The sequence below is a fragment of the Streptomyces sp. SCL15-4 genome, assembly GCF_033366695.1.
Lineage (GTDB): Bacteria > Actinomycetota > Actinomycetes > Streptomycetales > Streptomycetaceae > Streptomyces.
In genome coordinates, this window is record NZ_JAOBTQ010000001.1 from 376,815 (window position 1) to 391,644 (window position 14,830).

General features: G+C 72.4%; 14 protein-coding genes. 5 read left to right on the plus strand and 9 right to left on the minus strand.

What is annotated here, in order from left to right; genetic code table 11:
- Positions 1–815 precede the first annotated feature (815 nt).
- Positions 816–1,292 (plus strand): MSMEG_6728 family protein, encoded by a 477-nt coding sequence (locus tag SCK26_RS01520; RefSeq protein ID WP_318199386.1) that lies wholly within the window; start codon positions 816–818, stop codon positions 1,290–1,292.
- A gap of 113 nt (positions 1,293–1,405) precedes the next feature.
- Here SCK26_RS01520 and ppk2 read toward each other — a convergent pair whose 3' ends face one another.
- The gene (gene ppk2, locus SCK26_RS01525; protein WP_318199387.1) at positions 1,406–2,401 is read right to left on the minus strand and encodes a polyphosphate kinase 2; all 996 of its coding nucleotides are present in this window, start codon (positions 2,399–2,401) and stop codon (positions 1,406–1,408) included.
- 142 nt (positions 2,402–2,543) lie between these two features.
- Between ppk2 and SCK26_RS01530 the strand changes: the two genes are divergently transcribed.
- The gene (locus SCK26_RS01530; protein ID WP_318199388.1) at positions 2,544–4,172 is read left to right on the plus strand and encodes an alkaline phosphatase D family protein; all 1,629 of its coding nucleotides are present in this window, start codon (positions 2,544–2,546) and stop codon (positions 4,170–4,172) included.
- 32 nt (positions 4,173–4,204) lie between these two features.
- Here SCK26_RS01530 and SCK26_RS01535 read toward each other — a convergent pair whose 3' ends face one another.
- From SCK26_RS01535 to SCK26_RS01550, 4 genes are all read right to left on the minus strand, one after another.
- Positions 4,205–4,948, minus strand: coding sequence for a nitroreductase (locus tag SCK26_RS01535; protein ID WP_318199389.1), 744 nt, complete (start codon positions 4,946–4,948; stop codon positions 4,205–4,207).
- Positions 4,949–5,022: 74 nt separating this feature from the next.
- Complete coding sequence (locus SCK26_RS01540) at positions 5,023–5,505, minus strand: hypothetical protein (protein ID WP_318199390.1); 483 nt, start codon at positions 5,503–5,505, stop codon at positions 5,023–5,025.
- Positions 5,506–5,784: 279 nt separating this feature from the next.
- Positions 5,785–6,378 (minus strand): TetR/AcrR family transcriptional regulator, encoded by a 594-nt coding sequence (locus SCK26_RS01545; RefSeq protein WP_318199391.1) that lies wholly within the window; start codon positions 6,376–6,378, stop codon positions 5,785–5,787.
- Positions 6,379–6,783: 405 nt separating this feature from the next.
- Positions 6,784–7,707 carry an alpha/beta hydrolase gene (locus tag SCK26_RS01550; RefSeq protein ID WP_318199392.1) on the minus strand — a complete coding sequence of 308 codons (924 nt, stop codon included), beginning with the start codon at positions 7,705–7,707 and terminating at the stop codon, positions 6,784–6,786.
- Positions 7,708–7,903: 196 nt separating this feature from the next.
- Between SCK26_RS01550 and SCK26_RS01555 the strand changes: the two genes are divergently transcribed.
- The 3 genes from SCK26_RS01555 (at position 7,904) to SCK26_RS01565 (ending at position 10,793) form a co-directional block, all read left to right on the plus strand.
- On the plus strand, positions 7,904–8,782 hold the full coding sequence (locus tag SCK26_RS01555) for a helix-turn-helix transcriptional regulator (RefSeq protein WP_318199393.1): 879 nt from the start codon (positions 7,904–7,906) through the stop codon (positions 8,780–8,782).
- Positions 8,783–9,014: 232 nt separating this feature from the next.
- Complete coding sequence (locus SCK26_RS01560; protein WP_318199394.1) at positions 9,015–9,446, plus strand: SgcJ/EcaC family oxidoreductase; 432 nt, start codon at positions 9,015–9,017, stop codon at positions 9,444–9,446.
- Between the two features lie 702 nt (positions 9,447–10,148).
- A complete protein-coding gene (locus SCK26_RS01565; protein ID WP_318199395.1) occupies positions 10,149–10,793 on the plus strand; it encodes a dihydrofolate reductase family protein in 645 nt (214 codons plus the stop codon).
- A 334-nt stretch (positions 10,794–11,127) separates the two neighbouring features.
- Here SCK26_RS01565 and SCK26_RS01570 read toward each other — a convergent pair whose 3' ends face one another.
- From SCK26_RS01570 to SCK26_RS01585, 4 genes are all read right to left on the minus strand, one after another.
- Positions 11,128–11,547: an SRPBCC family protein gene (locus SCK26_RS01570; protein WP_318199396.1), complete on the minus strand. Its 420-nt coding sequence runs from the start codon at positions 11,545–11,547 to the stop codon at positions 11,128–11,130.
- Positions 11,548–11,594: 47 nt separating this feature from the next.
- On the minus strand, positions 11,595–12,605 hold the full coding sequence (locus tag SCK26_RS01575; RefSeq protein ID WP_318199397.1) for an aldo/keto reductase: 1,011 nt from the start codon (positions 12,603–12,605) through the stop codon (positions 11,595–11,597).
- A 244-nt stretch (positions 12,606–12,849) separates the two neighbouring features.
- A complete protein-coding gene (locus SCK26_RS01580; protein ID WP_318199398.1) occupies positions 12,850–13,833 on the minus strand; it encodes a TIGR03571 family LLM class oxidoreductase in 984 nt (327 codons plus the stop codon).
- 118 nt (positions 13,834–13,951) lie between these two features.
- Positions 13,952–14,776 (minus strand): aldo/keto reductase, encoded by an 825-nt coding sequence (locus SCK26_RS01585; protein ID WP_318199399.1) that lies wholly within the window; start codon positions 14,774–14,776, stop codon positions 13,952–13,954.
- Positions 14,777–14,830: the final 54 nt, after the last annotated feature.

Genomic DNA, 14,830 nt, shown 5'->3' on the forward strand with positions numbered 1-14,830 from the left:
GTGGCTCAAGTGGTGTGCCTGTCAGGGGCTTTTCCGGGTCGAGTCGGGGGCCGCTCAGGGACGGTCGGGAAGCGGGGCGCGAAAAGGCCGGGGCAGGGTCAGGGGCCTTCGGAGGGCTGACCGGTGCCTACGGAGGGCACGTGGGCAGGACGGTCGGAGGCACTGCGTGGGCCAAGCAGGAGCAGCGGCCCCGCCACGAGCGCGCCACCGTCGGCAGCGGCCGCGGCGATGGCCTCACGGCTGGAAGAGGTCCGCGCGGCCGACGCCGACAGGCAGGGCGGGAGAAGGGAGGCGGACCAGCGGCATCGGCCCCGCGCGCGCCTAAGAGGAGACCTTCCAGCACGCCGCGAAGCCGTGATCCGCCTTGCCGGGACCGGACTCGTGGTCCGCCGCCGCACCGGCGAGGTCACCATCAGCCTCTCCCGGCGGGACCGCCTGACCCGTTCGGCCGACGGCGCGCCCACCGCCGCGACGGAACGGGAAGGAGGACGGGTAGGCGGCAACCGGCCACAGCGTCCGAGGAGGTCCATGGACGGCCACCAGGACACGTCCGGGCACACCGTATGCGCATCTTCCCGGCCGCGTCCCGTACAGCCGGTGCCTGCCGCCCCGCTGCCCTTCGTCCCGTGCCTGACCCGGCGGCGACCGCCCGGTGTGCGGACCATGGCACCGGTGCCGGCCACCGGGCCGCCCGGCGCCGGAGGCAAGGCCGACCGGGCGGCGGGCCGGAACGCCCCCCCCGAGGCAGGCCGGACCCCGGGCCGGCGACGCACCGCCGGACGAAACCCCACCGCACCCACACCAGGACGGCACCCATGCAGACGTTCCTGCCCGACTCCGATTTCCGGCGCTCCGCCCTGCTTCTGGACCGCCGCCGCCTGGGCAAGCAGCGGGTCGAGGCGCTCCAGGTCCTGCGCGGACTGACCGTGCCCGGTTACGGCTGGCGCAGGCACCCGGCCGTGCGGATGTGGAGCGGGTACGAGGAGGCCCTGGTCCGCTACGGACTGGAGATCTGCCGGGTCTGGCGCGAGCAGGGCCACCAGGACAGCTGCGCCGCGTCACTGGTCGCCGGCTACGCCGGAAGCCGTCCCGGTGCTCCGGTGCGCGACCAGACAGCGCTCGCCCGTGCCGGGGAGCTGCCGCCGTGGCTCGGCGACGCCGCCTTCCACCGCAGCCATCAGTCCGCACTCGTCCGCAAGGACCGCGAGACCTACGCCGACGTGTTCCCGGGTGTTCCCGACGACCTGCCCTACGTGTGGCCGTCCTCGGACCGGGAGCCCACCGCCACCTGACCTCGGGGGACGGCGTCCGCAGGCGGGCGGGACGGCTGCCCGGAGCAGCGGCGGCGCGGCCGTCGCAGCCGTCCGGACACCGTCACACGCGTCCGGACCGCGGCGCCCGTCCGTCATCCCGGGTCCGGGTGGTTGCCGGGCTCGCCGCCCGGTCCGGCGAGCGGCGTGGGCGACAGGGCCGTGGGTTCCTCGCCCGGTTCGAGCAGGGTCTCCGCCGCACCGACGATCAGCGGGTCGGGGGTGCCGACCGCCTCGTGGTCCTTGGCCGGGTAGTCGAAGCGGCCGAGGAGACTGCGCATCGCCTCGAGCCGACCCCGTCGTTTGTCGTTGTTCTTCACGACCGTCCAGGGCGCGTGCGGCGTGTCGGTGGCGCGGAACATGTCGACCTTGGCCGTGGTGTAGTCGTCCCAGCGGTCGAGGGAGGCCAGATCGGTCGGGGAGAGCTTCCACCGGCGCACCGGATCGACCTGACGGATCGCGAACCGGGTGCGCTGCTCCGCCTGGGACACCGAGAACCAGAACTTGACGAGCAGGATGCCGTCCTCGGTGAGCAGGCGCTCGAACATCGGGGCCTGCCGGAGGAACTGCCGGTACTCGTCCTCCGTGCAGAATCCCATGACCCGTTCGACGCCGGCGCGGTTGTACCAGGAACGGTCGAAGAAGACGATCTCGCCGCGCGCCGGCAGGTGGGCCACGTACCGCTGGAAGTACCACTGTCCCGCCTCGCGCTCGGTCGGCTTCTCCAGCGCCACCACGCGGGCCCCGCGGGGGTTGAGCCGCTCGGTGAAGCGCTTGATGGTGCCGCCCTTGCCCGCCGCGTCCCGTCCCTCGCAGACCACGACGACCCGCTGGCCGGTGTCCTTCACCCAGCGCTGGAACTTCAGCAGCTCGATCTGCAGGATGCGCTTCGTCTGCTCGTACTCGCGCCGGCCGATCCTGTGGTCGTAGGGGTGGTTCTCCCGCCAGGTCTCGATCGGCCGGCCGCCGGAGTCCAGGAGCACCGGCCGCTCCGGCTGCCGGTCGTCCACCTCGAGCCCCCGCAGCAGGTCGTCCTCGCGGACCGTGCCGTGGGTCTCCTGTGTCTTGGTCGCCTGCTCGTGCTCGGCCACGACACCGCCTCTCCGCCTCGCCGCTCCCCGGGACCGTCCCGCCCCGGTCTTCTCCCACGTGCCCACACGAACGGGTCCCAGACACCTGTACCGTCGCTACGGTCGTTCCTTTCCGTACGGCGCGAGACAGGAAGGCGATCACATGGCGGAACTGCGCCTGGGACCACTGCTGAGGTACACCGACGGCTCGTGCGCGACCGTGTGGGTCGAGACGGACGTGCCCTGCACGGCGCGTGTGCGCTGCTCGGACGGCTCGGGCGGTGCGGCCCCCACCTTCCGGGTGGCCGGGCACCACTACGCGCTCGTCACGGTGACCGGGCTCCGAGCGGGCACCTCACCGTCGTACGAGGTGTTCCTGGACGAGACGCCGGTGTGGCCCCTGCCCGACTCCCGCTTCCCGCCCTCCGTCATCCGGTCCCCCGGCGCCGGCGACGCCGTCCGGGTCACCTTCGGATCGTGCCGCTGGGCCGCGCCGCCGGCCGACGGCAAGGACCCGGTCGGCCCCGACGCCCTGGACACGCTCGCCAAGCGGCTGGCGGCCGACCCCGGCGCGCAGCGCCCCGACGTCCTGCTGCTCCTTGGAGACCAGGTCTACGCCGACGAGGTGTCCGAGGAGACCCGGCGCCTGCTGGCCGGCCGCCGCGACCTCGACAAGGCGCCCGGCAGCCAGGTCGCCGACTACGAGGAGTACTGCCACCTCTACTACGAATCCTGGCTCGACCCGGAGATCCGCTGGCTGCTGTCCACCGTGCCCAGCTTCATGATCTTCGACGACCACGACATCGTGGACGACTGGAACACCTCCGCCGCCTGGCTCGCCGACATGCGCTCCACCGACTGGTGGCAGAAGCGGCTGCTGAGCGGCCTGATGTCCTACTGGGTCCACCAGCACCTGGGCAACCTCTCCCCCGCCGAACTGGCCGAAGACCCGGCCTGGGCCGCCGTGCACGCCGCGCCGGACGGCACGCGCGCGCTGCGCGACCTCGCCGAACAGGCCGACGCCGACTTCTCCTCGGTCCGCTTCAGTTACCGGCGTGACTTCGGCCGGGTCCGGGTGGTGATGGTCGACTCCCGGGCCGCACGCGTCCTGGACGAGGACCGGCGCGCCATGCTCGACCCGGGCGAGGCCGGCTGGCTGCGCGAGCAGGTCCTGGCCGACGAAGGGGCTTACGACCACCTTCTGATCGGCACCTCCCTGCCCTGGCTGCTGCCGCACCTGGTGCACGACGCCGAGGGCTGGGACGCGGCCCTGTGCGCCGGGGAACGCGGGGACCGCTGGGCCCGCTTCGGCGAGTGGCTGCGCCGCGGCGCCGACCTGGAGCACTGGGCGGCCTTCCCGCGCTCCTTCGCCGACCTCGCCCGCCTCCTCGGCGAAGCCGGGTCCGCGCCGGGTGCTCCGGCGAGCGTGTGCGTGCTGTCCGGAGACGTGCACCACGGCTACGTCGCGCGGGCCTCCTGGCCGTCCGGCGGCCCCGGCATCCCGGTCGTGCAGCTCACCTGCTCACCCGTGCACAACTCCGTGCCCCTGACGATGCGGATCGGCTTCCGCTTCGGCTGGAGCGCGCCGGCCCGCCTCCTGGGACGGCTCCTGGCCCGGCACGGCCGCTGTCCCCGGCCGCCGGTGAGGTGGCGCAAGCAGGGCGGGCCGTGGTTCGGCAACCAGCTCATGACCCTTACCCTGCGCGGCCGTTCGGCCCATCTGCGCCTGGAGCGCACCGGCACCGACGAGATATTGCGGACCGTGCACGAAACCGTCCTGACCGCCGGTTAGCGCGGCGCCGGGCGGCGTACGGCACGACGTGTTCACCGAGGACGCCGCCCGGCGGATACGGGAGCCGCTTCTCCGTCGGCCGTCCCGTCGAGGACGCCGGGGGTGTCGTGCAGGACCACGCTTTGCCGCAGCGGGATGCGTCCCATGTTGATGTCGTACATCGGTGAGGTCCGGTCGCCGGTGCCGAAGGCGATGCCGAACAGCAGCTTGAGGTCGTCGTGGACGCCGAGGGTCCGGCGGACGGTGTCGGCGTAGAGGCCGAGTATGGCCTGCGGTATGCCGCGGTAGCCGCGGGCGGTGAGCGAGAGCAGGAAGTTCTGGGCGTACATGCCGACGTCGCCGGCCGCCCGTACCCCGTCGCCGAGGACCGGTATGAAGAGGAGGGCTACGTGGGGTGCTCCGTAGAAGCGCAGGTTCTCGCGGATGACCTCCTTCCTGCCCTCCTGATCCGAGCGCGCCACGCCCCACCTGCCGTAGACGACGGCGGCGTGCTCGTGCGACCGGTCGCGGTGGATGCCCTCGCCGTAGTCGACGGGGAAGTCGGCGCAGACACGGTCTTCCTCGTGCGCCTTGAGCAGTTCCTCGCTCAGGGCGTCCCGTGCCGCGCCGGAGACGATGTGGACGTTCCAGGGCTGGGTGTTGCTGTTCGAGGGGGCGGTCTGGGCGTCTTCCAGTACGCCGCGGATGTCCGCGGGAGACAGCGGGGCGGGCAGGAACCGCCGCGGGGAGTGCCTGGTCCGGGCGAGGTCGGTGAAGAGTGAGGCGGTGGTCGGCAAGGGGGGCTCCTTCGGTGGCGCTCTCGTGGTCGGGTACGGCCGCACGCGTGGTGCCGCGAGGTGAGGGCCGTGAGTCAGCCGTGCGGGCGGCGGTCGGGTTCCACGGCTTCCTCCGGCGTGGGCGCGGAGGTGAGCGTGGCGAAGCGGCTCGTCCGGCGGTCCCGATGGCGCGGGGCCGCGCTGCGGTCAGCGGCGGCGAGGGCCTGTTCCGGATCGCGCGGGCTCGGCTCGGTGCAGTAGGCGGGCGTCATCGGTTGCCGGCGCCAGGAGTCGGCCGGCGCGCCGGCGTCGTAGGGGTCGAAGCCGCTCTCGTCGACCAGGCGCATGCCGACGTGGCGTGCTTCGCCGGAGTCGGCGGCGACCGGCAGCGCGCTGCGGCCCGGGGGCGCCGCCGGTACGCCCCTGGTCTGCGAGGTGCCTGCCAGGGCCGCGTTCCACGCCTTCACCGCGGGCCGCCCCAGTCGCTCGGCCGCCCGCAGGCTCTCCACCCGGCCGTCTTCCGCCGCCTCGATGCGGTCTCCCGGCTGGGGAAAGCAGTCGGAGGTGTCGATGACCACGGTCCGGCCGGCACGGAGCGCAGATCCCGGCCACGTCCGGGACGCGGGCGAAGGGCACGGACGGGATGATCACGTCCTGGCCGGGGGTTCGCCACCTCGGCATCGTGCCCGTCGGCGCTGAACGTGCCCGTCCGCGATGTCCCGATCGGGCCGGTTCCGATAACGTCAAGTTCCATGATTTGTCCTCCTAAAGGTCGCGTCGCTCCCTTGGAGGGAAGGGGTGACGCGGTCGGCGGCAGCGTCCGGAAGGGCGTGGCGCCCGGGGCCCGGCCCGGTGGTCTACTCCGCGTCGCCGGGCCGGCGGTAGCCGCTTTCGATGAGGTCGCGCAGACGGCCGAGCGACTCTTCGTCGGCGGCGCCGGTGCCCATCAGCCAGGCGACGGAACAGGCGGCGAGGAACAGATCGAATCCCGTCACCGAAGGCCGCGCGCGTCCCGCATACTGGGCGGCCTTCACATACTCGTCCGTTGTGGCGATGAGCATGTCACAGGGCAGGGTCAGGGGGTTGCCCGGCTCCTGCGCCTTGGCCGCGACCATGAGCGGTTCCGGCAGCCCGCTGAAAGCACTGAAGTACTCCTCCAGCGCCCGCAGCCACTGCCGCAGCCTCTCGGCCGCGTCGTCGATCCCGGCGATCTCCGCCCGGCGGGCCATCAACTCGTCGGAGCGCGTCTGCAGCACCGCCGCGAGCAGCGCCTCCCGGGTCGGGAAGTGCCGGTACAGCGTCGCGGGCCCGACTCCGGCCTCCTTGGCGACCGCTTCCAGCGACGTACCCACCCCGTATCTCAGGAAGTGGTGCTGCGCCGCGTCCAGGAGAGCGGCCCGGTTGCGCAGGACGTCCGCGCGCGGCTTGCGTGCTTGCTGTCCGCCGCTCATGCGCACTCCCGTTGTACGACGCCACGAAACGGATGCTGCATCCGTATGGGGCGAGCGTAAAACGGAGGCAGCCTCCGGTCAAGCGGCCGCATGTCCGCCGCCCGCGCGGACCGAGCAGATCCCGTGCTCCGGGTCAGGGGAAGCTGTACGTCCGCTCTCCGTCCGGGTATCCGCGGACGTGGTCCGGTGTCCATGGAGGTAGGCCCGGGCCCAGTCGCCGCGCGGCGTGTCGACCGGGGCGACGGGTGGCTCGACGGCATGGCCGCCGGTGCCGGAGCCCGGTGCCGCGTGGACGGCCCGGTCGCCGACGGCCGGACGGCCCTGGCACAGACCGCGCCGCTGTTCCCGGGCGCCGAGCGCCGTGACCGCGTACGTGGCGCGCGGAACGAGGCCGCGCAGTGCTCGTCAGTCGGTGGTGAGGTGGGTCGTGCAGAAGTCGGTGAGCTTGTCGACGGCAAGGTCGACGTACTCCTGCTTGTCGTAGAGGTCGACGTGGCTGGCGCCCTTGATCCAGTGGAGTTCCCTGGGGCCGGTGGCCCGCTGGTGGGCCTCCACGGCCATCCAGGCGGTGACGGCGCGTTCGCCGATGATCTGGAGCATGGGGCGGGGGGCGATCAACGGGACGGCGGAGAAGGCGTCGTGGAAGGCCATCCTGTCGATGCTCTCCCAGGCGAGGGTCTTCGCGGAGCGCTCGTGGTAGCCGCGTGGGGTGCAGTAGTACTCGAAGCCTTCGAGGCCGTGCCGGCCGCCGAGCGCGCGGGCCTGCTCGGCCGTCTGCGCGAACATGGTCATCGTGCCGGGGTCCTCACCGCGTGCGGCGGCGCCGCGGGCCTCCGCGGCGGCGCCCAACAGGGCCTGGAAGACGGCCGGGTCCTGGGTGCCGTCGGCGCCGAGACGGAACTGACGGGCGGGCTCGGCGGTGGACACGGTGGCCACGGCCCTGACACGGTGGTCGCCGCCGGCGGCGGCCAGCGCATAGCTGCCGGAGGCGCAGATGCCCAGCAGGCCGATCCGGTCGGCGTCGACCTCTTCGAGGGTGGTGAGGTAGGAGACAGCGGCCTTGAAGTCCTCCACCCGCTGGGCGGGGTCTTCCAGACCGCGGGGCAGGCCGCCGGACTCGCCCTGGTAGGCGGCGTCGAAGGCGAGGGCGACGAACCCCCGCTCGGCCATGCGCCGCGCGTACGTGCCGGAGGTCTGCTCCTTCACGCCGGTGCCGGGGTGACCGACGACGAGCGCCGGCCGTGGTCCCGACGGCCGCGTGCCGGGGATGTAGAGGTGGCCGGCGAGCGGGATGCCGGCGCTGGTGAAGCCGACGGTGGTCCGGGGCATGAGGCACTCTCCCTGAGACGGTGGTGACGTGTCACGACGCACCCGCACGGCGGACTCGCGGTCCGCACCCCGCCGGGCACACCTCCACGTTCCGCCCGTCTCCGCACGAGCGGGAGAGCAAGGTTTCTGCCTGGGAAAGAACTTGTCCCCCCATACGTGTGCCGTGGTCGTCGTGGGCGCGATGACACTTATGGGCATGACTTCGGATTCCGACGCCCTGGCGCTGGGCGCCTTCCTCAAGGCCCGCCGGGCCCGGCTCACGCCACGAGAGTGCGGCCTTCCCGAGACGGACTCCGTCCGCAGAGTCGCCGGTTTGCGCCGCGAGGAGGTCGCCCGGCTCGCCGCCATCAGCGTGGACTACTACACACGGCTGGAACAGGGCCGCGTCCGGGCATCCGGACCCGTGCTGACCACGCTGGCCCGCGCCCTGCGCCTCGACGACGACCAGCAGCGGTACCTCTACGAACTCGCCGGCCGAAGCGACGCCCGGCCGCGCCGCCGACGGCCCGCCCAACGCCCGCGTCCGGCCATGCGACGCCTGCTCGACCAGCTCACCGGAACCCCCGCGCTCGTCCTCGGCAGACGCCTGGACGTCCTGGCCTGGAACTCCGCCGCCACGGCCCTCTACACCGACTTCGCCGCCCTCCCGGCGAACCGGCGCAACTACATGCGGCTGCTTTTCACGCACGCGGTGGTCCGGCACCTGCACCGGGACTGGGCCCACGACGCCCGGGAAGCCGTCGCCGCGCTGCGCATGGCGGCCGCGGCCGATCCCGACGATCCCGACCTCGCCCAGCTCGTAGGCGAACTCTCCCTCCAGGACTCCGACTTCCGCACCTGGTGGGCCGAACACCACGTCAACAGCGCCAGTCACGGCACCAAGCACTACCGCCATCACCTGGTGGGCGACCTCACGCTCGACTGCGACACCTGGGCCGATCCCGACGGTTCCGGACAGCGCCTGATGATCCTGACCGCCGAACCCGGCAGCCCCTCCCACGACGCCTTGCGCATCCTCACCTCATGGACCGCCCGGCAGCAGAGCGCCAACGGGGCGCAGGGCCCGGCGCGATGACCGCCTGGGCACCTGGAGGCGTCCTCTGTCGCGCGCACGGAGCGAGTGGGAGGCGTGCGCGCGAGCGCTGGGCGGTGCCGGCGCGCCTTCCGCACGCGCCAGGACGTCGCCGTACGCCCGAACCGCACAGAGCAGGCGGCCTTGACCTCGATCATGGTTGAGGTTGTTGGGTGGGTGATGGCGGCCAACGCGGCCTCCACTCGAACGATCCGGCACGGAAGAAGGCACCGTCGTGACGAGCGACATTCTTGTGGTGGGCACGGTTTCACCGGAGGCCCGGGCCGCGGTGACAGGTGTGGTGAAGAGCCTGGAGAAGGCTTTCAACGAGAAGGACCCGATCGCGCTGGGCGAGCAGTTCGCCGAGCGGGCCTCCTGGACCAACGCGAGGGGCACGCGTCTCGACGGCAGGGAGGAGATCACCGAGTTCAGCACCGTGGCGATGAAGAGCTTCCTGGGCGACTCCTTCGCCCGGTACGACGTGGTCAAGCTGCTGGAGGTGGCCCCCGACGTGATCGCGGTGAATGTCGTGCAGACACCCACCGACAGCACAGGCAGCCCTGTCGACGGCCCACGGGGAGCAACTCTGTACGTGCTCGCCCGGCAGGTGGACGGCTGGCACATCGTGGCCGGCCAGAACATGGCCGTGGACCCGCGGACGGTGTGACACCTGGTCTCCGCACCCTCGCGCGACAGCCGACCCGGCCGGGCGCGGCGTCGACGAACGCGGGACGAGCGCGACACCGGCGTCGCGCTCCCCGGCGAGCCGGAACGGCCCGGCCGACGCGACCGCTCGACGCGACCGGGTCCACGGCGCCGGCCACCCAGACTTACGGAGGTGATGGCGACCGGCTTCACGGCGGCCGCCTCCGCGATACGTGCCAAGGAGGTGCAGGGCGGTCAGCCGCGTCAAGCGCGGTCCGTCCGGTGGTCGGGATCGTGCCGGGCGGCGACCGGCCCGGGACGTGTTGCGCGCGATGGCCGCGTCGTCTGCCTTGTCGTCGGACTTGACGACGTCGACGGGGTGGACCGGAGCGTGGTGACGGCACGGGCGGTGGGGCGGACGGACGCGGTCGTGGTGGCGGTCGTGGCCACGCTCGCGTCCGCAGACGACGCCGAGACCACGGACCGGCTTCCGTCATCGCGGGGTGAAGACGTCGTGGAAGTCGCCACCGGTCTCAAGTTCTTCGCCGGGAACCTCGGACAGGACGGGAGGCCGGTGCGGAGGGCACGGGCGAGTAACGGGTCCGTTCGCCGACGGACCGGGAAAAGTTCGCGGCGCGGTGTCGATCCGGCCCCGTCCCGATCGACGTCATGGTGTGCGGTGCCCCGCCGCACGATGACGCCACGGAACCCGACGAGGACACAGATGGATCAGCTGCTGAGAGTCATGAACTTCAACGTTTCGCGTGACGGCATCGGTGCCGGCGAACACCAAAGCCTCGAAAGTCCGTTCGGCTACGATCATCCCGAGAGGCTGTTCGCCTGGGCCGGGGCCACGGCGAGCTGGCCGATGCGCACCGAGCCCGGCGGGAGCCGGGGCCTCGACGACTACTTCACCCGGGACTTCGCCCGGAACATCGGAGCCGAGATCATGGGCCGCAACAAGTTCGGTCCCCAGCGCGGGCCGTGGCAGAACCACGAGTGGCGCGGCTGGTGGGGACAGGAACCCCCGTTCCGCACACCGGTGTTCGTCATGACCCACCACGAGCGCCCGTCGTTCACGCTCGGCGACACCACGTTCCACTTCGTCGACGGCGACCCGGCCACGGTCCTCCGACAGGCGAGGGAAGCGGCACAGGGCAAGGATGTCCGGCTCGGCGGCGGGGTCACCACCATCCGCCAGTTCCTCGACGCCGGCCTCGTCGACACCCTGCACGTCGCGGTCTCGCCGGTCGAACTCACCTCCGGACTACGGCTCTGGGAGTCCCCCGACGACCTGCGCGACCGGTACCACCTGGAGGTGGTGCCCAGCCCGAGCGGCGTCACCCACCACCTGTTCTGGCGGAAGTAACGCCAAGCGCCTCCTCGCTGTCGGGCCCCGGCCGCGAGGAGGCACCCGCCTCGACGGGCGCCTTCGACGCGGGGCCCGGGATCACGCGGGACGCGCCGCGGTAGTGGGAGCCGGACCCGAAGCGAACTGCCGCGGCCCGCCGAAAAGTGCCGAGAGCCGCGACGAGCGTCATCGCCGTCTCGGACGGACTCGGCCGGGACGGTTCGGCGTGCGGGTGGTCCGTGAGCCGGCCGATCGCGCGGACGAGGGCCGGGCCGAAGTGCCGACGTGCCGCAGCCCGGGCACGCGTGGGCGTGTCCAGGCTGCGTGGCCGGGTGCCGTGATGGCCGCGGCGTCAGGCGGAGACGGCGGCGTGCAGGGCGTCCAGGCCGTCTCGGTAGATTCCGGTGAACAGGTCGACGACCTCGGACTCGGTGGCGTCGACGGGGTTGAAGCGGCCGGACCACTGGACCTCGGCGATGTCGTCCCGGCCGGGGATCGTGTGGACCCGGAGGGTGGCGACGTAGCCGTTGACGGGGAACGGGGCCTGGAGGATGGCGTAGCTGTAGTGGCGCTCGGCCTCGTTGAACTCCAAGAGGCGCTCGGTGATGATCTCGCCCTCGGAGTTCTTCAGCCGGCGCACCCGGCCGCCTTCGAGTGCGGTGCTCTCGGGGATGTGGGGGAGCCAGTCGGGCAGGGCGTCGAAGCCGCCGATGAGGCTCCAGACCTTGTCGGGTGAGGCGGGCACTGTGCGGCTGACGGAAGTCGAGGCCATGGTCTTTCTCCTGGATGCCGGCGTGGGGGAAAACGGGTCGGGGGGGGTCAGGCGCCGTCGGGCAGCGGGGCGGCCGGGCTGATCAGGCCGGCGGCGCGCAGGTCGTGCCAGAACGCGGCCGGGACGGTCTCGTTCAGGGCGGCGGTGTCCTCGGCGATGCGGCTGGGCCGGGTGGCGCCGGGGACGACGGCGGCGGCTGCCGGGTGGGCGAGGGAGAACTGCAGGGCGGCGGCCTTGATGCTGATGCCGTGCTCGCCGGCGAGGGCCTTGAGCCGGCCGACGCGCTCGATGATCTCCGGAGGGGCCTGCTGGTACTCGAAGTGGCTGCCACCGGCGAGGATGCCGGAGCTGTAGGGGCCGCCGACGACCATGTCGACGTTCTGTTCCCGGGCCATGGGCAGCAGGCGCTGCAGGGCGTGCTCGTGGTCGAGGAGGGTGTAGCGGCCGGCGAGGAGGAAGCCGTCGGGGCGGGGCTCGTCGAGGGCGAGGGTCAGCTCGATGGGCTCGGTCTTGTTGACGCCCAGGCCCCAGGCCTTGATGACACCCTCGTCACGCAGCCGGGACAGAACGCGGAAGGCTCCGGTGCGGGCCTCCTCGAACTTCTGGACCCAGGCGTCGCCGTGGAAGTCCTGGGCTATGTCGTGCACCCAGACGATGTCGAGCCGGTCGACACCGAGGCGCTTGAGGCTGCCCTCGATGGAGCGTTCGGTGGCCTCGGCGGTCCACTCGTGGAGGATCTTGTTGGAATTGCCGTGCTCGAAGAGACCGCCCTTCTCTCCGAAGTCGGGGACGTCGGTCTCCGGCTCGTCGAGGATGACCCGGCCGACCTTGGTCGACAGCACGTAGGCGTCGCGCGGCTTGGCCGAGAGGACCTGGCCCAGGCGCTCCTCGGCCAGGCCGGCACCGTAGAAGGGGGCGGTGTCGTAGTAGCGGATGCCCTGCTCCCAGGCGGCCTCGACGGTGGCGCGGGCCTCCTCGCCGGGGATCGCGCGGAACATGTTGCCGAGCGGGGCGGTCCCGAAGCCGAGCCGGCCGGGAAGGATTTCCTTGAGGGACATGACAGTGCCTTTCGATGGATGCGTTGAGCGCCGGGGCCGTTACGGCTTTCCCGGCCCGACCGAGGCATGTGCGGACGGATGCCTCTGCGGCTCGCGGCTCCGGCCGCGGAACCGTGGCAGTGGACGCGCGGCGGCGTCTTGCCGGAGCCGGGGCGCCTCACCGCCGTGAATGCGGGAGCGCGTTATATGCATGAACAATACTTGCAGACGCGGGCTAATGCAAGTGGTGTCCCACCGGGCGATCTCACCGGCGAGGGAAGTGCGGCAGGACGTCCTCGGCGAGTTCGCGCAGTACGTCGTCGACGGGCCGCTCGTTGGGACGCAGGTTGAAGGAGACATGGGCGACGCCGAGATCGGCCATCCGCCCCAGGTGGTCGATCAGGCCCTTGCTCCCGACGCTGAGTCCCAGCCGGATGGGCCGGGGCGGAGCGTCCGGGTCCTCTCGCAGGTGCAGCACCATGGGCGTCAGGTACGGCTTGCCGCCTCCGGTGAGCCGCTGCCACTCGCGCGTCTTCAGGCGCAGGGCGCCAAGGTCGCGCGGGTAGTCGAGGGAGGCGTCGGCGTGCTCGGCGATCCACTCCGGGGTCTGCTGCGCGCCGCCGGCGACGGCGATCGGGATGCCCGCCGCGTGGACGGGCCTGGGCAGGACGGCGAGCTGCCGGTCGGCGCCGAGGCCGGCCCGGGGCAGCTCCAGCGGGCCACCGCGCCAGGCGGCGCGCAGAGTCTCCACGCCTTCGCGGAACGCTGTGCCACGCTGCCGGAAGTCCCGCCCGAAGAGCGGATACTCCACCGGGCGGTCGCCGCTCGCGAGCCCGAGCAGCATGCGGCCGTCCGCGAGCACGTCCACGGTGGCGGCGGCCTTGGCGACCAGCAGGGGCTCGCGCAGGGGCAGCACGATCGCGCTGGTGGCGAGGACGGCGTCGTCCGTGACGGCGGCCAGATGACCGAGGTGGGTGAAGGTCTCGAAGACGGATCCGGCGTCGCCGAACTGCACGGGGTCGTAGAGCGGCACGTCGCGCAGCCACAGGGCGGCGAAGCCGAGCCGGTCGGCGAGCCGGGCGAGCCGGGTGTGTCCGGTCAGGTCGGGGACGCCGAAGGGGCGGCCGGCCTCGCGGCCGGCGTGCTGCCGTGCCGGGTCCCAGTCGTTGTCGAGGGGGAGTTCGACTCCGAGGGTGAGCCGCCCGGGGGCGGGGGCCAGACGGGCGAGTGCGGGGTGCGGGGATGCCACGGTGGGTCCTTCCGGGGCGGGTACGGCGCCCCGTCCCGGGCATCCGCCCGGGACGGGGTTGCGGTGTGCGCGGCTCTCGAGCCGTATCGGTGCCGGTGTACCGGCTCGGGCCCGCGGATCAGTTGAACTGGTCCGGGTGGGGGCCGGTGCGCAGGCCGCGGTCGGCGGCCTCGATCGCGGTCATGTCCTCGTCGGTGAGCCGGAAGTCGAACACGTCGAGGTTCTGGCGGATGCGGGCCGGGGTGACCGACTTGGGGATGACGATGTTGCCGAGCTGGAGGTGCCAGCGCAGGACCACCTGGGCGGGGGTCTTGCCGGTGCGGTCGGCGACGGCGGTGACGGCGGGATCGTCCAGGACCGCGCCCTGGGCGAGCGGGCTCCACGCCTCGGTGGCGATGCCGTGCCGGGCGTGGAAGGCGCGCAGCTCGGCCTGCTGGAGACCCGGGTGCAGCTCGATCTGGTTGACCGCCGGGACGAGCGCGCTGTTGTCCAGCAGCCGCTGAAGGTGGGCGGGCTGGAAGTTGGAGACACCGGCGGCCCGGATCCGTCCCTCGCCGGCGAGGCGCTCGATGGCGCGCCAGGAGTCCAGGTACAGGTCGCGGGCGGGAGTGGGCCAGTGGATCAGGTAGAGGTCGAGGTGGTCCAGGCCGAGCTTGGCGAGGCTGGCGTCGAAGGCCCGCAGGGTGGCGTCGTAGCCCTGGTCGGCGTTCCACAGCTTGGACGTGACGAACAGCTCCCGGCGGGGCAGCCCGGAGGCGGCCAGCGCCCGGCCGACGCCGCCCTCGTTGCCGTAGATCGCCGCGGTGTCGATGCTGCGGTATCCGGCTTCCAGGGCGTTGGTGACGGCGGCGGCGGTCTGGTCGTCGGGGACCTGGAAGACGCCGAAGCCGAGCTGGGGGATCTCGACGCCGTTGTTCAGCTTCACGGCGGGGACGGTGGTCATGGTGTGGCTCTCTTTCAGTCGGTGTGGTCGGTGAGGGTGTGTGGTTCGGCGTGG